13 protein-coding genes and 1 pseudogene are annotated in these 16,669 nt (G+C 68.0%); 3 read left to right on the top strand and 11 right to left on the bottom strand.

The annotated features are described in order from the left end of the window. From EGT67_RS25430 to EGT67_RS24240, 3 genes and pseudogenes are all read right to left on the bottom strand, one after another. Positions 1 to 144 (bottom strand): annotated as a pseudogene (locus tag EGT67_RS25430) (3-ketosteroid-9-alpha-hydroxylase); the annotation flags it as partial. A 131-nt stretch (positions 145 to 275) separates the two neighbouring features. Further along, positions 276 to 1,091 (bottom strand): RsiV family protein, encoded by an 816-nt coding sequence (locus tag EGT67_RS24245; protein WP_241566222.1) that lies wholly within the window; start codon positions 1,089 to 1,091, stop codon positions 276 to 278. A 75-nt stretch (positions 1,092 to 1,166) separates the two neighbouring features. Next, on the bottom strand, positions 1,167 to 1,673 hold the full coding sequence (locus EGT67_RS24240) for a WKL family lipoprotein (protein WP_127918660.1): 507 nt from the start codon (positions 1,671 to 1,673) through the stop codon (positions 1,167 to 1,169). A gap of 228 nt (positions 1,674 to 1,901) precedes the next feature. Here EGT67_RS24240 and EGT67_RS24235 point away from each other — a divergent pair, with 228 nt between their 5' ends. Together EGT67_RS24235 and EGT67_RS24230 are read left to right on the top strand one after the other, a co-directional pair. Then, the gene (locus tag EGT67_RS24235) at positions 1,902 to 3,155 is read left to right on the top strand and encodes an acyl-CoA dehydrogenase family protein (RefSeq protein ID WP_127918659.1); all 1,254 of its coding nucleotides are present in this window, start codon (positions 1,902 to 1,904) and stop codon (positions 3,153 to 3,155) included. Then, on the top strand, positions 3,152 to 4,615 hold the full coding sequence (locus EGT67_RS24230) for an MFS transporter (protein WP_127918658.1): 1,464 nt from the start codon (positions 3,152 to 3,154) through the stop codon (positions 4,613 to 4,615). Before EGT67_RS24235 ends, EGT67_RS24230 begins: the two co-directional genes overlap by 4 nt. A gap of 6 nt (positions 4,616 to 4,621) precedes the next feature. Here the strand turns inward: EGT67_RS24230 and EGT67_RS24225 are convergent, their stop codons facing one another. The 8 genes from EGT67_RS24225 to EGT67_RS24190 form a co-directional block, all read right to left on the bottom strand. Continuing rightward, positions 4,622 to 6,040 (bottom strand): amidase, encoded by a 1,419-nt coding sequence (locus EGT67_RS24225; protein WP_127918657.1) that lies wholly within the window; start codon positions 6,038 to 6,040, stop codon positions 4,622 to 4,624. Positions 6,041 to 6,137: 97 nt separating this feature from the next. Continuing rightward, positions 6,138 to 7,127 carry an ABC transporter ATP-binding protein gene (locus EGT67_RS24220; RefSeq protein WP_127918656.1) on the bottom strand — a complete coding sequence of 330 codons (990 nt, stop codon included), beginning with the start codon at positions 7,125 to 7,127 and terminating at the stop codon, positions 6,138 to 6,140. Continuing rightward, complete coding sequence (locus tag EGT67_RS24215; protein WP_127918655.1) at positions 7,127 to 8,200, bottom strand: ABC transporter ATP-binding protein; 1,074 nt, start codon at positions 8,198 to 8,200, stop codon at positions 7,127 to 7,129. The genes EGT67_RS24220 and EGT67_RS24215 overlap by 1 nt, the downstream gene beginning before the upstream one ends. Then, on the bottom strand, positions 8,197 to 9,303 hold the full coding sequence (locus EGT67_RS24210; RefSeq protein WP_127918654.1) for an ABC transporter permease: 1,107 nt from the start codon (positions 9,301 to 9,303) through the stop codon (positions 8,197 to 8,199). Before EGT67_RS24210 ends, EGT67_RS24215 begins: the two co-directional genes overlap by 4 nt. Then, entirely contained in the window at positions 9,296 to 10,249 is a 954-nt protein-coding gene (locus EGT67_RS24205) for an ABC transporter permease (protein ID WP_127918653.1), read from the bottom strand. The genes EGT67_RS24210 and EGT67_RS24205 overlap by 8 nt, the downstream gene beginning before the upstream one ends. 66 nt (positions 10,250 to 10,315) lie before the next feature. Further along, positions 10,316 to 11,926, bottom strand: coding sequence for an ABC transporter substrate-binding protein (locus EGT67_RS24200; protein ID WP_127918652.1), 1,611 nt, complete (start codon positions 11,924 to 11,926; stop codon positions 10,316 to 10,318). After that, a complete protein-coding gene (locus tag EGT67_RS24195) occupies positions 11,923 to 13,545 on the bottom strand; it encodes an amidohydrolase (protein WP_127918672.1) in 1,623 nt (540 codons plus the stop codon). The genes EGT67_RS24200 and EGT67_RS24195 overlap by 4 nt, the downstream gene beginning before the upstream one ends. A 222-nt stretch (positions 13,546 to 13,767) precedes the next feature. Further along, the gene (locus tag EGT67_RS24190; RefSeq protein WP_127918651.1) at positions 13,768 to 14,478 is read right to left on the bottom strand and encodes a GntR family transcriptional regulator; all 711 of its coding nucleotides are present in this window, start codon (positions 14,476 to 14,478) and stop codon (positions 13,768 to 13,770) included. A 535-nt stretch (positions 14,479 to 15,013) separates the two neighbouring features. Between EGT67_RS24190 and EGT67_RS24185 the strand changes: the two genes are divergently transcribed. Next, positions 15,014 to 16,618 carry an ABC transporter substrate-binding protein gene (locus EGT67_RS24185; RefSeq protein ID WP_127918650.1) on the top strand — a complete coding sequence of 535 codons (1,605 nt, stop codon included), beginning with the start codon at positions 15,014 to 15,016 and terminating at the stop codon, positions 16,616 to 16,618. The last annotated feature ends 51 nt before the right edge of the window (positions 16,619 to 16,669 follow it).

Raw genomic sequence — 16,669 nt, 5'->3', positions numbered from 1 at the left:
CTTGGTACCGAACGCCTCGACCGAGTGCGGCTTGCCGTCCTTGAAGTCGGCGACGAGTCCGAGACAGTGCCAGCCACGCGCGAACCGGGCCGGGGGCGCACCCGTCTCGATCACGCGGATCTCGTCGGTGTCCACGGAGGTCATGGTCAGTCCTTTCGTTCGACGGCGGGCAGCGCCTGTGTCGGCGCTCACTCCCGCTTCGACCTTCCAATGTCCTGTCGCGGCAATTCGGGTTCCAGACGTCCTCCCATTGACCGGTCATTCGATCTGCCGGATCAACTCGACACCACGCCCACCAGTTCCGGCGCCATGACGTCGGTGAGCCGGTCCCACGGGACCGTCACCACGATCAGGCCGATCGCGTGCGGCCCCACCTGGTAGTCGGAGAAGTGGATCTCCATCCCGGCCGGGGTCGCGACCCAGTTCGCGAAGTTCTCCCGCTTCGGTTCGATGCCCTCCCGCTCGAACTCCGGACCGGCGGCGGTCTCGGGCAGCAGACGCGCCGACTCCTCCGAGAGCCGGTTCAGGCCGGCCTGCAGATCCGGGAACAGCGCGTCGAGGGTGATCGGCTGGGCATCGTCGGCATCGATCACCACCGTGGCCACGATCGGTGTCGGGTGCGCGCCGGGCGGATCAGCGTTCCACGACGTCACCAGCAGACCGCTGAGCACCCGGGAGCCGATGTGCACGACCGCCGACTCGTTCCGGGATTCGAGGGTGAAGCGGGCCTCGGGCCAGCCGTCGATCTGGTCCTGCAGCGCCGCCCGCATCGACTCGTTGAACTCCCCCGTGACGGCCGGATCGCCTCCCTCGACCTGCGGCACCAGGACGTCGTAGCGGACCCGACCGGTGTCCCCGGCGATGCGCACCGCCGTCGCGGTGTACCCGGCCTCGACCTCGGAGGTCGGCACGGCGCTCGACGGAGTCGACGCCGGAGCGGCCGACACCGACGCCGTAAGGGCCGACGCCGACGCCGTCGCCTCGCGCACCTCCGGCGTGCCGTCGGTGCTGCCCGCACAGCCCGCCACGGCGACCAGCATCCCGGCCGTGAACGTGGTGATCGCTACCCGCAGGATCGGAGTATTCGCCATCGCCCCATCATCACCCCCGGCGCCGACGAGGGCACGGCAACACGGCAACATCGACGGCGAACGCCGGCCCGGCGCTCACGCACAGGCCGGAGACGACAACCCCGCCATACCGACGATGCCGCACGCGTTCTCCTGCGACAGCTTCCACACACCGTCCTCGGCGACGAAGTTGATGATGACGGGGTCGGGGGCCGGTTGGCCGTCCAGCGTCATGACGACCGTCGCGGCGACCGTGCCGTCGCCGAGGTCGGTCACGTCGGTCACCTGGGCCGCCGCCTTGTTCGCCTTCGCCGCCGCGACCACCTGGTCGATCAACTGCGGGTCCGCCTCCGCGCCCTGGACCAGCGTGACCTTCTCGGCGGCCGGGACGCTCTCGTCGAACGCGCGCAGCAGGCTGGCGTTGAGTTCGGTGGGCGTCGGTGCCGCGATCGGCGGCTCGGGCTGTGTCACCGTGGTGGTCGGGCTCGGCGGGTCGGCCGGCGACTCCCCACCGTCGGAGCACGCCGAGAGCACAAGCACCGCAAGGCACATCGCTCCGGCCGTCGCCGCCCGCCCGATGCCCTGCACACGCGTCGAGATCATGCCGTTCCCCCATCGTTCGTCCGTCTGGTCGATCGGGGCACGGTATCCCGGCACAAGCCCCGAATGCGGCGATCCAGGCGCACTCTCACAATCCCCTCACGATTCGCTCGCGTCGGCCCGTCTCGATACCGATGCCGCAACCCGGACGGCCCCTCCCACGAGCGGGGATATCCTGGCATCGAGTCACCGACGGCCCTCGGGCGAGCAGGGGCGGAGAAGGGAGTCCCCGTGGCAATCGACTTCACTTTCACCGAGGCCCAGAGCGCTCTGCAAGCCGCCACTCGGGAACAAGCACGCAGGATCCTGGACGATGTGGCCGAACAGACCCGCCACCGGCCGACGCCCGAGGAACGGTTCCGAGCCACGCGCCCGGCCTATGAGCAACTGGTCGCGGAAGGGCTCTTCCGCAAGCTCATTCCGGCCGCCGTGGGTGGCGAGGGCAACGGGCTGGTCGACGCGGCGATCATCGCCGAAGAGCTGTACGCCGGCGACGCCAGCGTCGCGCTCACCGCGCTCGGCTCCCTCCTCGGACTGCTGCCGATCGCCCTCGCCGGCAATCCCGAGCACACCCGAAAGACCGTGCCGCTCTTCCTTTCCGGCGAAGGCGCCCCGCTCGCAGCCCTGTGTCACAGCGAACCGGGTGGAAGCGCCAACTTCGATGCCCCCGCACCAGCGGAAGGGGTGCGCACCACGGCCCGTCTCGACGGTGACGAATGGGTGATCAACGGAGAGAAGCGCTGGGTCTCGAGTGCCACCGGATGGGACGGCACCGGCGCCGACGTCCTCACCGTCGTCTGCCGGACCGCCGAGGACCCCGCCACCCCGGCGGACCAGGCCCTGTCGGTGCTGCTGGTTCCCGGTGGTGCCGACGGGTTCGTCGACCACGGGGCAATCGACATGATCGGCCATCGGGCGCACCTCGCCCCCACCTTCGCCTTCGACAACGTCCGGGTACCCGCCGGCAACGTCGTCGGCGCCGTCGGCATCGGCAAGGCACTCGTCGAAGGCAGCTTCGCCGCCAGCGCCGCGCTCGTGGGAATCTTCGGCGTCGGTCTCATGCGCCACGCATTCGATTACGCGCTCGACTTCGCGCGACGCGAACACCGCGCCGGCCCGCACCCCATCGTCGACTATCAAGCCGTCGGCTACGCACTCGCCGACGCCAAGACGGCGATCGAAGCCGCGCGCTGGCTCGGCTACCGTGCCTGCCACGCCCTCGACACCCTGGAACCCGCGGCCCTGGAACTGGCCGTGGAAGCGAAGATCTTCGGCTCGGAAACTGCGGTCACCGTCGTCACCGACCTGATGCGAGTGGTGGGCATCGAAAGCTACGACACCGACAACCCCCTCGGCCGCCTCCTGCAGGATGCCCTCGCCCTGCCCATCTTCGACGGCGGGAACCTCGGCGTCCGCCGCCGCCAACTCCACCAACTCCTCCGCGCCCCCGAGTACGACCCCCTCGCCACCATCACGACGACATGAGCGCGCCGGAGCTCCACCTGAAATCCTCCCGGGGCCGCTGGGTCGTGGCCGCGACCGTGCTCGGCTCGTCCCTCGCCATGCTCGACGGCACCGTCGTCAACGTCGCCCTGCCCCGCATCGCCGAGGATCTCGGCGCCGAGGTCGCGGGCGTGCAGTGGGTGCTCAGCGGCTACACGCTCACCCTCGCGTCGCTGATCCTGCTCGGCGGCGCCCTAGGCGACCGCCTGGGCCGACGACGCGTATTCGTCTGGGGAACAGTATGGTTCGCGATCGCGTCCGGCCTGTGCGCGCTCGCCCCCGACGTGGTCACCCTCGTGGCGGCCCGCCTGCTGCAGGGTGTCGGGGCCGCGCTGCTGACACCCGGGAGCCTCGCGATCATCTCCGCGTCGTTCGACGACGACGACCAGGGGGCGGCGATCGGCCTGTGGTCCGGGCTCGGCGGGGTGGCCGCGGCCGTCGGCCCACTGCTCGGCGGATGGCTGGTCGAGGTGGCGGGCTGGCGTTCGGTGTTCCTGATCAATCTGCCTCTCGCCGCCGCGGTCGTATGGGTCTCGGCCCGGCACGTCCCCGAGACCCGGGACCCGCATCCACCGGAGCGACTCGACCTCCCCGGGGCGGTGCTCGCGGCCGGCGCGCTGGCGGCGCTGACCTACGGACTGATCGAGAAGACCGTGTGGGTGGCGGTCGCCGGCGTCGTGCTGATGGCGGCCTTCGTCGTCGTCGAGCGGCGCTCGCGGTACGCGCTGGTGCCCAGTTCCCTGTTCGCGTCACGGGTGTTCGTAGCCGCCAACCTGGTGACGCTCGCGGTGTACGCGGCCCTCGGGGGCGTGTTCTTCCTACTGCTGCTGCAACTGCAGATCGTGTCGGGGTATTCGCCGCTGGCGGCCGGGCTCGCGTCGCTGCCGATCACGATCCTCATGCTGCTGCTGTCGTCGCGGGCGGGACGGTGGGCCCAGGTCCACGGGCCGCGGATTCCGATGACCGTCGGACCGCTGCTGGCCGCATGCGGACTGCTGCTGATGCTGCGGATCGGCCCCGGCGCGTCGTATCCGATGCAGGTGCTGCCCGCCGTCCTGGTGTTCGGTCTCGGGCTGTCCGCGCTCGTCGCACCACTGACCACCGCCGTGCTCGGATCGGTGTCCTCGGACCAGGCCGGCATCGCGTCCGGCGTGAACAACGCGGTGGCGCGGACGAGTCAACTGCTCGCGGTCGCCGCGCTGCCCGCCCTCGCCGGTATCGGCGCGGACGCCCTCTCCGATCCCACGGCATTCGACTCCGGATTCCGGATCGCGATGCTCATCTGCGCGGGTCTGCTGCTGATCGGGGCGCTGATCTCCGCGGTCATGATTCCCCGGCGCACCGCGGCCGAGGCCCCCGCGGAGGAGGCGGCGGGCGAGAACGTCGCGTGCCAACCGCACTGCGACGTCACCGCGCCCGCCGTCCAGCCCCCGGCGCACTGACGCGGGTCAGCCGGCGACGGCCGGCCACACCGGGGCGGTGCTCCACGGATACGCCGCCTCCAGCTGCGATGCGACCCGGATCAGCAGGCCTTCCCGGCCGTGGCCCGCGACGAGCTGCGCACCCAGCGGCAGACCGGTCGAATCCTTGCCCAGTGGAAGCGAAATCGCGGGCTGCCCGCCGCTGTTGAACGGCGACGTCAGCGCGCCGTAGGTGCCGGCATGCTTCCACATCGCCTCGAGGTTCATCGCGTCGAGCAGACCCAGCTGCGGCGTGGGCGCCCCCAGCGTCGGCGTGAGGAGCAGGTCGTACTCGGTGAAGAACCGGCCGATGTCCCGCGCGGTCCGCTCGAGTTGCGTGTACGCGAAGGCCAGCTCGGTGACGGACTGCGACTTGCAGCGCTCGTACTGCACGCGGGCCATCGTCTCGAGATCGTCGTCGCGCAGTTCCCGGCCCAGTTCCGCCAGACGCTGGTCGATCTCCACCGCCATCGGTGCGGACATCAGGTACTGCATCGCCGCCGCGAGCGCCTCCGGGTGGAACGTGGGCGCGGCCGTCTCGACGTGATGGCCCAGCTTCTCGAGCATGACGCCGACGTCCGACGCGACCGCCGCACAGTCCGGGTGGACCGGCTCGCCGCTCGGCATCGTCGTGGTGATGCCGATGCGGAGCTTCCCGGGGTCGGCCCCCAACTCGTCGACGAACGGACGCAGCGGCGGCGCGATGCCGAACGGCGCACCCACGGCGGGACCCGAGGTGATGTCGAGTAGCAGTGCGGTGTCCCTGACAGTGCGGGTCACCGCGTGCTCGATCGACAGCGGCCCCGCGAGCGGCGAATTCGACGGCATCCGTCCGCGCGACGGCTTGAGGCCCACGAGCCCGTTGGCGGACGCCGGGATTCGGATCGAGCCGCCGCCGTCGCTGGCGTGCGCGGCGGGCACGATGCCCACCGCGACCGCCGCCGCCGAGCCGCCCGACGAACCGCCCACCCCGTGGGTGAGTCGGCGCGGGTTGCGCGTGGGGCCGAACAGGACGGGCTCGGTGCTCGCGTTCTGGCCGAACTCGGGCGTGTTGGTCTTGCCGAGGACCACCAGGCCGGCCCGCCGGTACCGGGCCACCAGTTCGGTGTCCTGCTCCGCCACCCGGCCGTCGAACAGGCGAGACCCGTTGGTGGTGGGCATGCCGGCGACGTCGGCGTGAAGATCCTTGATCAGGAACGGAATTCCGCGCAGCGGAGCGTCGACCGGCACCGTGTCCGCCTCGGCGAGCGCCTCCTCGGCGCGGTCGGCGACCACCGCGTTGACGGTGGCGTTACGTTCCGCGAGACGGCGCAGCGCGAACTCGACCACCTCGCGCGCCGACACGTCGCCGCGCCGGATCGAAGCGGCCAGCCCGGTCATGTCCTGATCGTCGAACAAACTCTCCATCGACTTCCCAATCCCTCCCACCCGTTCGCGTTTTGCGCACTTGTCGCTACCCGGACGCGGGTCTTCCCGCGACAAGTGCAAAACGCGGGGGTGTGTGTCAGACGTTGTGGCAGGCCACGTAGTGGCCGGGGTCGACCTCCCGCAGCAGCGGTTCCTCCGCCGCGCAGCGGTCGGTCGCCAGCGGGCAGCGGGTACGGAACCGGCACCCGGACGGTGGATCGAGTGGTGAGGGCAGATCCCCCTCGATCTGCGGAGTCTCGTCGACCTCCCCCCGGTGGACGTCGGGGTCGGGAATCGACGCCAGCAGCAGCCGCGAGTACGGGTGCCGCGCCTGCCGCTCCATGTCGTGGCTCGGGGCGATCTCGCAGACCTTGCCCAGATACATCACCATCACCCGGTCGCTGATGTTCTTGACCACGGCCATGTTGTGGGCGATGAAGATCATTGTGAGCTCGAACTCGGTCTTCGTCTGCTCGAGCAGGTTCAGGATCTGCGCTTGGACCGACACGTCCAGGCTGGACACCGGTTCGTCGCAGATGAGCACCTTCGGCTTGAGCATCATGGCGCGGGCGATGCACACGCGCTGGCACTGACCACCCGACAGCTCACCGGGCAGCCGGTCCCAGACCATGTCCGGGTCCAGCCCGACCGCCTGGAGCAGCTCTCGCCCCAGACTGTCGAGGCGTTCCTTGTTGCGCTGACCCCACATTCGGGGCCCCTCCGTCACCAGGTGCTTCACCTTGCGCCGGGGGTTCAGCGACGAGATCGGATCCTGCATGATCATCTGCATCTGCGCCCGAGTCTTGCGCAGCGCGGACGGGCTCAGCGTCGTCAACTCGATGCCGTCGATCTCCACGCTGCCGGACTTCGGCGCGGGCAACTGCAGGACGGCGCGGCCGGCGGTGGACTTGCCGCAGCCGGATTCGCCGACGATACCGAGCGTCTCGCCGGGAAGCAGGTCGAAACTGATGTTCGAGACCGCGTGCACCGTCTGCCCCCGACCGGCAGGAAACTCCACGACCAGGTTCTCGACGGCGAGCACGGGCTTGTCGTCCCTGCGCAGGTGCGCAACTCCACTTCCGGCCATCAGATGCTCTCCACTTCAAGCTCGCGATCGTTGGCGCCCGCGGTCCGCGGCACTCCGAGGTCGGCGACGCCGGCACCGTCCAACGGGAAATGGCACGCCACCTCGTGGGGATGGCGGGCGCCGGCCGTGTCCGGGGCGGGCGTGAGGGTCGGCGTGATCTCCCGGCACTCCTGCTGCGCGTACTTGCACCGGGACGCGAACGAACACCCCTTCGGCGGCTTCGTCATGTCCGGCAGGCCCCCCTCGATGGACTCGAGGCGGGTGTGCGGTTCCTGCTCCAGCCTCGGAACGGCCGCCAGGAGCGCCTCGGTGTACGGGTGCCGCGGATTGGCGAACAGTTGTCGGGTCGGGGCGGTCTCGACGATCCGTCCCGCGTACATGACGGCCACTCGATCCGTCTGTCCGGCAACGACTCCCAAATCGTGGCTGACGAGGATTCCGGCCATGCCCATCTCGGTCCGGAGGGAGTCGAGGAGCTCGAGGATCTGCTTCTGGACGGTGACGTCCAGGGCCGTCGTCGGTTCGTCGGCGATGGTCAGTTTCGGGTCGCACGCCAGCGCCATCGCGATCACTACGCGCTGGCGCATACCACCCGAGAGTTCGTGCGGGTACTGATCGATCCGCCGCGTCGGCTCGGGGATCCGGACCTTCCGCAGCAGTTCGATCGCGCGTTCGCGTGCCTGGGCCTTGTCCAGGCCGAGGTGGGCCCGCAGGGACTCGGTGATGTGGGTACCGATCCGTTTGAACGGGTTGAGCGCCGACATCGGGTCCTGGAACACCATCGCGATGTCCTTGCCCCACATCTGCTGCTGTTCCTTGCGGGTCAGCGCCTGCATGTCCCGACCCATGAAGCTCACCCGGCCGGTGACGGTGGTATTGCCGTCGTTGGACACGAGCCCCATGATGGTCTGTCCCAGAACAGATTTGCCGGAGCCGGATTCACCGACCAGGCCGAGCGTCTCGCCCGCGTCGAGCGACAGCGTGACCTGCTCGACCGCCCGGAGTTGTCCACGCTTGGTGCGGAACCTGGTGGACACCCCGTCCACCGTCAAGAGTGGTTCGTTGCTGCTCACAGTTTCACCTCCCGGGCTCCGCCGGTCTTCTTCTGGGCCTTCTCGCCGACCATGTTGAACGAGAACACCGTCAGGAACAGGAACAGGCCGGGGACGAGCACGATGTACGGATGCTGCTCGAAGACGTTGCCCTGCCCTTCCGAGATCATGTTGCCCCACGTCGGGGACGGCGGCTGGATGCCCAATCCGAGGAAGCTCAGCGACGCCTCCGCGACGATCATCACCGAGATCATCACCATGCCCAGCGACGCCACCGGAAGCGCGACGTTCGGCGCGATCTCCCGGAGCATCACCCGCCACTTGGTGGCACCCATCGCCCTTGCCGCCAGCACGAACTCGCGTTGCGAGAACACGAGTGTGTTCGCGCGGGCGATGCGGACCATGCTGGGTATCGCCAGGATGGCCAGCGCGAGCGAGATGTTGCGCAGGTTCGGCTCGAGCACCGAGGCGAGCGCGATCAGCAGGATCAGCGCGGGCACGGCGAGCAGCGAGTTCGTCAGGACGCCGATGATCCGGTCCACCTTGCCGCCGAAGTACCCGGCGAGGATGCCGATCGCGCCGCCGACGATCATCCCGATCAGGACCGCCGCCACCGCGACGATCAGGGACGACCGGGCGCCGTAGATGGATCGCGCGAGCATGTCGAGACCGAAGTTGTTGGTGCCCAGAGGATGCGATGAGAACAAGCTCGGCTCGGCGTAGCTCTTGGCACTGAGGGTCTTCGTGGTGTCCTCGTGCTCGGCCAAGGGGAGGAGCGGGGCCAGCAGCGCCGCCGCGATCAGCACCGTCAGCCACGCGCAGGACAGGATGAACGTGAGGTCGAAGTCCGACCCGAACCGCGCCAGCCCCAACCGCCGCACGCCCATGTACAGCGCGACGAGGCCGATCAGGAAGATCACCACCCGCGCCCCCATGACCAGCACGGGCGCGAGGCCGAAGCCGGCCGCGATCACCCCCACCACGGTCAGGATCGTGCCCACGCGGTACAGGTTTCGGCGCTCGGCCGCATCGGACGGATCGACGATGGTCTCCGCGTCCGACTCGTCCAACACCCGGCCCGTGATGGCCGGCATCTCGATGTCGTCGGTAGTCGTCTCAGACATGGGCTCGTCGGCTCCTTGGGTCGAGGTATCCGTAGGAGATGTCGATGACACCGTTGGCCACCACGTAGATGACCGCGATCACCAGCACCGCACCCTGCACCATCGGCATGTCACCCTGTTGCGCCGCACGGACGACGAGCGATCCCATACCCGGCAGCGAGAACAGCGTCTCGACGATGACGGTGCTGCCGATCATCGAGCCGAGGACGATGCCCAGCATCGTGATCAGCGAGAACGACGACGGGCGCAGCGCGTCGCTGAACAGCAACCGCGCGTTCGACATGCCCTTGGCCTTGGCGACGAGGATGAAGTTCTCCTTCAGCGTCATCACCAGGTCGCTGCGCAGGATCCGCGTGAACATCGCCATCTCCAACAGGCTGATGGCGATCGCCGGCAGAATCGCGTGATACAGGTTCTGCCCCAACCCGTCCGAGATCCGGACCCACTGGGAGCGCGGGAACCACCCGAGGTAGTTGACCATCACCATGATCAGCAGCAGACCCGACAGGAAGCTCGGGATCGACAGCACGCCGAACGTGCCGGCGCCGATCGCGCGATCGATCCAGCCGCCCTGGTGCCGTGCCGAGAACATCGCCAGCGGCACCGCGACGGCGAGCGCGATGAACAGGCCCATGACGGCCAACTGGAGACTGACCGGGATCGCCGCGCTGATGCTGTCGGTCACCGGGCCCTGCGGCGGGACCATCGAGTTGCCGAGATCGCCCTGCAGCGCGCCCGACAGCCAGTGCCAGTACCGCGTCAGGAAGGGATCGTCGAGCCCCATCTCGGCGCGCACGCGCGCATAGTCCTCGGGCGCATGCCCCTCACCGAGTATCGCGACCGACGGATCGCCCGGAATGAACGATACGAGGGCGAACGTGCCGAGACTGACGATGAAGAGCACGACGACCAGTTCGATCAACTTGTCGATCACTGTTCGCGCCATCGCGTCATCGCCTCCTTCCTGTGTTCATGGGGCGTCCCAAACTTCAGTGTTGCGGTGGATCAGGTTCTAGGACGCGGAATCGGAAGCGAGCCAGGCATTTCCGAAGAGCATGATCCCGTCCGCACTGGGGGTGATCCCGTGCGCATTCGCGCTCCACGGGATGAAGTACTTACCGGCGTTGACGACGATCACCGGTGCGGTGTCGTTCACGACGGTCTGGATGTCCTCGAGGACCTTGCGGCGTTCGTCATCGCTCGGTGCGGTCTGCAGCTTGCCGAGCAGGGTGTCCATCTCGGGGTTCTTGTAGCCGAGGACGTTCGACGTCGACTCGCTGTAGAAGTTGCCGTACATGCGCACGAACGGGGACTCCTCGAGGATGTTGAAGCCCGCGTACCCGATGTCGTAGTCGTGCTGCACGTACATGGTCTTCACCAGATCGTTGATGCTCGTCGTGTTGACGATGTCGACGGTGAACCCGACTGCCTGCAACATGGATTGGAACGCGAGCCCGCTCTGCTGCGTCGCCGGATCGTTGAGCCCGACGTACGTGAGCTTGCCGTCGTAGCCGTCGGCCTTCGCCTCGGCGAGGTACTTCTTCGCGGCCTCCGGGTCGTAGCCCGCACCGGCGACGTCACCGTGCCACTGCGACCAGGACTGGAACATGTCGCTGCCCGGCATACCGAAGCCGCCCTCGACCCGCTGGTTGAACGTCTCCGGGTTGAACGCCGCGACGATCGCCTTGCGCACGCGCTCGTCGGACGCCGCCCGGCCCTCCCGCTGGTTGATATTGCCGACACCACCCATGTCCGTGGTGTAGACGTACCCGACGTCGCCGGCCTCGAGCGCGTTGTGCACCACCTCGGCATTACGCAGGTAGGCGGCCTGGATGCCGCCGGTGTGCAGCGCGTCCAGCTTGGCCTGCTCGCTCACGATCGCCGGGAAGCGCAGCTTGTCCAGGTGCGGCTTCCCGTTCCAGTAGCCGGGGTTCGCGGCGAGCACCAACTCGTCCTGCGACGCGAACTTCTCCACCGCGAACGGGCCGGCGCCGACCGCGGCGAACTTGCCGCTCGCCATCGACGACGGCGCCACGATCATGCCCGGACCGGTGGTGAACAGGATCGGGAATTCGTTCCACGGCTGCTCGAGCGTGAACACCACCGTCGACGGGTCGGGCGAGGAGACGTCGGCGACCGACGCCTTCCACACCTGCGTGTGGGTGCCCTTCTTCTCCAGGTAGTGGTTGATGCTCCACTGCACCGCCGCCGCGTCGACCGCGGTGCCGTCGCTGAACTTCGCACCGTCACGCAGCTTCAGCGTCCAGACGGTGTTGTCGCCGTTCGGCGTCAACGCCTGCGCCAGCTGCGGCTGGTACTCCTTCGACTCCGGGTCGTAGCGCATCAGGAGGTCGTAGATCGCGGCCATCTCACTGCCACCGGTCGCGCCGCCGTCCTGCCGGTCCGCCGGATCCAGGCTGCTGACACCGTTGTACGTCGCGTACGACAGCATCCCGCCCGACACCGGATCGCCACCGTCGGCCTGCTCGCCGACCAGCCCGGTCGTGACATCCGACGCATCGGTCGCCGAGCCCGAACCACCCGCGCACCCGGCCAGCAGCACGGTCGTGGCGGTCAACGCGGTGAACATCGTTCCGATACGGGCAAGTGTCGATCGCTTCATGCGCACCTTCCTTCGTGAGATCCGTCGATAGCCGAGCCGAGATCGCGGTCGGCCGCGTATACGACGCGGTCGCCGACGACGGTCGCGAGCACCTCGATGTCCTTGATCGCCGACGGATCACAGGTGAGCGGGTCGGCCCCGAGAACTACGAAGTCCGCCAGCATGCCCGGGGCGATCGCACCCTTCACGGCGCTCTCCGCGCCGACGCGGGCTGCCGAGGTCGTGTACCCGGCGAGCGCCGTCGGAGCGTCGACCCGCTGCTCCGGCCCCAGCACCCGTCCGCCACGCGTGACACGGTTGACGGCGGTGTGGATGGTGAACAGCGGATCGACCGGCGTGACGGGGCTGTCGCAGTGCAGTGCGAACTGCAACTCCGATGCCGCGATCGACGCGAGCGGGCTGATCCTGCTGCCGCGCAGCGGTCCCAGGAAACGATCCCGGTGCCGATCACCCCAGTAGTAGACGTGGTTGACGAAAACCGAGGCCGCGACACCGAGTTCCCGCATCCGCAGGATCTGGTCCTCGCGCAGCGTCTGGACGTGTTCGAGGCGGTGCTGCAGTCCGGGCTGCGGAAGACCGGCACCCCCCGATGCCGCCGTGGCCTTCTCGATCGCGTCGAGCGCGAGGTCGATGGCACGGTCGCCGTTCGTGTGGATCGCCACCTGCCGTCCGGCGGCGTGGCACCCGGCCACCATCGCATCGAGGTCACCGGGAGGTATCGCCATGTCACCGCAGTGGCAACCCCCCAGGTCGTGATAGGGCTCCGAGAGCGCACCCGTGTGCAGCTGGATCGATCCGTCCGAGATCAGTTTCACGCCACCGACACTCAGGACGTCGTCGTCCTCCACTGCGGCCGTGTCACCGACGTCGAATCCGTCGAGCATGCCGAAGCCCGCGTACAACCGACCCCGGAGGATCAGCTCTCCCGACGCGCGCAGTCGACGGTACGAGTCCGCCATCACGGGGGTGACGAACATGTCGTGGAAACTCGTGACACCCACGGATGCCATTCGTGCCAGTGCGCGACGGAGCGAATCGTCGAGTTCGTCGGGAGCCGGCATCGTCTCGCTGGGATCGACCACCAGGCGCATGGCCGGGATCTCGCGGAACTCCCCAGTGGGATCTCCCGCCGCGTCGCGGACGATGACACCACCTTCGGGATCCGGCGTGTTCCGGTCGATTCCCTTGGACCGCATGACGAACGAGTTGACGTACACACCGTGCCCGGACAGGTGCCGTACCACGATCGGACGGCCGGCGTCGGCGCGGTCGAGGTCCGCCGAGGTCAGCCCCCGATCCTCCACGACGAGGCTGTCGTCGAACCCCGAGGCGCGGACCGCCTCTCCCGGTGCCGTGGTCGCGGCACGGGCGGCCAGCGCACCGATGAGCGATTCGATGTCCGGGCAGGCCTCCACTCCGGCATCCACGTCAAGACTGCTCGCACCCGACATGTGCGGGTGTACATGGGTTTCGATGAATCCCGGAAGCACCACTCGACCGCCCAGATCGACCGTTCCCGTGCCGGGACCCGCCAGCGCGCGGATCTCCGCATCGGATCCGACCGCGACGAACCGTCCGTCACGGACCGCGAAGGCCGATGCACGTCCCACTCCCTGCATGGTCCGCACGACGCCGCCCAGGTAGATCCGGTCGGGATGCTGCCCGTCCACAAGCGGACTGGCTGCCGAACAATCGACCACTCGACCCTCCTGAGATGTGCGTCACACGGTGATTCGAAGAGGCTAGCTCACAATAGAATTCATGTCAGTATTCGGCCGAAAGTACTGCCCAGTAGCTTTCCGAACGGTCCGGCGACCGCCCGAGCGAACTCATCGGTAGGGTTAGATCGGAGCGATCGACGACCCGACGGAGGTAGCGACGCGGTATCGGTCGGCAGGGTGCGTGTGCACTCCCACCGCCTCCAGGACGTCGATCGAGTTGAAGTGTCGATGAACGACAACCAGTGCCGCACTCGCCTTTTCGACACCGAGTGCACTAGCAATGGCGGGCGCGACGGTCTCCGCCGCGACCTCCTGCTCGATACGCTGCCGCACGAGGTTGACGATGTCGAACCGCCCAGTCAGCAACATTCGTCGATGAGGGAGGTCCGCTTTCAGGTACAGCTCACTCCAGCAGACCGGCGTACCCGCCGATCCACGTACCTCACGTGCGCCGGACACGCAGTACCACTCACTGCCGACGGGTACGCCGAGCCGTTGGGCCAGATCCATCTCCGCCACAACGATATTGGACTCGGGATCCCGAATCATCGTGTGCTGCACGAAGGCGAGCATCTCGGCCCTGCTGGTGACGAACGCCTGATACCCGTCGAGTGGTGGTGGCGCGGCGACAGTGGTGCCCGCACCCCGCCGTCGACTGATCAGTCCAGCGTCCTCGAGATGCTTGAGCGCCTGCCGCACCGTCCCGCGGGCCAGCGAACGGCTCTCGCACAGTTCGAGCTCGGTGGGCAACCTGTCCCCCACCTGGAACTCTCCTGCCTTGATCCGCGCGATCAGTTCCTGAGCGAGGATCACATGCTGCGGATCCGTCACGGCCCAGGGGCTCTCCGCACGTCTCCGGAGACGGGTAACGAACGCACTCCCTGGTACATCACGTGAACCCTCCCGCCTCGGTGCCGGTTGCCCTCGTCGCTGCCGCACGCACCCGCCCGGAAGAGCCGGCGACCTGCGAAAACGCGGCGAGGACTTTGTCTATACAAACCCGCGTCCCGACAATCTAGGACGCATTTCTCAATTCCACAAGCGTTTCGCACGGATTGGGCCGGTCAACTGTTCGACAGACTGGAGCACCCCCGGGCGGGTTCGACACCGCTGTCCGAGACGCGGCCGAATACCTCTGCGACAGTGTGGAATCACCGAATCGCCTGGGTCCTTGTGGACAGCAGTCGGTCCGGTTAGAGTCCGAGTCTGCAACGGACCGATCGGCGGTGAGCGCCGTGGCCGTCAGCACTCGGCGACCGGGCGCTCTGCCCTGTCGGGGCCCGAGAAATCAACTCGATCAGGCGGACGCGCACTTCAGCCCGTACCGACAGCGCGGGCGTCAACCCCGAACCGTGGAGGTTGCTTCATGAGTAAGTATTCGAGCAGGGTCGGCCGGATGTTGGCGATGGTCGCGGTCGGCGCCGTCGCCCTCGCCGGCTGCGCCAACGCCGAAGGCGACAGCCAGGACAGCTCGTCCGGACCGACGACGACCGCGTACGGCGTCCTCGGCGACCAGGGCGACGGCGGCACGCCGGTGTCCGGCGGCACCCTGAGCTTCGCGTCGTACGCGCCGGTGACGAGTCTGGATCCGACGGTGACGCAGCCCGCGGGAGCGACCGGCGGCACCGAGATGGCGGCGGTGTACGACGTGCTGATGCGCTACGACACCGCGTCGCAGAGCTTCCAGCCGCAGCTGGCGAAGTCGTTCGAGGAGAGCGCCGACCACCTGACCTGGACCCTGAAGCTCCGGGACGGCGTGACGTTCAGCGACGGGTCTCCGCTCGACGCGGACGCCGTCGTGGCGAGCATCAACCGGTACAACCAGCGGCGCGGTGGCAACTCGCAGGTGTACACCCAGATGGTGGCGAGCAACGTGGCGCAGGATCCGTCGACAGTCGTCTTCACCCTCAAGCAGCCGTGGCGCACGTTCCCCGCGATGCTGGCCTACGGCCACGGCATGATCGTCGCGCCGTCCTCCCAGCAGGGCGACAAGTTCACCCCGATCGGGGCCGGGCCGTTCACGGTCGTCAGCCTGCAGCCGCAGCAGGAACTCCAGCTCAAGGCCCGCCCGGACTACTGGGGCGGCGCACCGAACCTCGAGGGCCTGAAGTTCGTCGCCATCGCCGGTGAGCAGCCCAAGATCGACGCCCTGAAGACCAACGGCGTCGACATGGTCTACCTCCGCAACGCGGCGACCGTGAACGCCGCCAAGGCCGAGTTCCCCGGCTACATCGAAACAGTGAGCATGTCGATGGTCGGTCAGCTCAACGAAGCACCCGGGCGCCCGGCGGCCGATCCGCGTGTCCGCCAGGCGATCGCCTACGCCGTCGATCCCGAGGTCCTGAACCAGCGCGTGCGTGCCGGCGAGGGCATGCCCGGAACCGACCTGTTCCAGCCGTGGTCCCAGTGGTTCGGCGACACCACCGGAATCACCCCGGACCCGGCGAAGGCCAAGGAACTGCTCGACCAAGCCAAGGCTGACGGCTTCGACGGCAAGATCACCTACGTCGGCGTCAACGATCCCGACGCGCAGCAGATGGCACTCGCCGTTCAGGCCCAGATGAACGCCATCGGGTTCGATGTGTCGCTGGAGTCCACGAGCAGCATCACGGACATGGTCAAGCGGCTCTACATCGACCGCAACTACGACATGGCCTACAGCGCCTACAGCGTCTCGGACGTCGCGCCCGAGATCCGGCTGTTCAGCGCGCTGTCCAGCACGTCGACGAACAACATCCTCGGCTACAAGAGCCCGCAGATGGACGAGCTGCTCGGCAAGGTGCTCTCGGCACCGGACGACACGGCCAAGCGCGCCTCGATCGTGGACATCCAGAAGCTCGTGAACACCGATCAGCCGTTCCTCTCGTGGGGTGCCGGCGTCAACTACATCGCGTGGTCGGACGACGTGTACCGCGCCAACCCGAGCGTCGACGGAATCATCCTGTTCGACAAGGCATTCAAGAAGAACTGATCCTGTGCAGGCAGGAAGTCCCCGTCACTCGGCGAGTGACGGGGACTTTCT

This window comes from Prescottella agglutinans (assembly GCF_004011865.1).
Lineage (GTDB): Bacteria > Actinomycetota > Actinomycetes > Mycobacteriales > Mycobacteriaceae > Prescottella > Prescottella agglutinans.
Note: the sequence above shows the minus strand (reverse complement) of the source record. Positions and strands in the feature narration are given on the sequence as shown.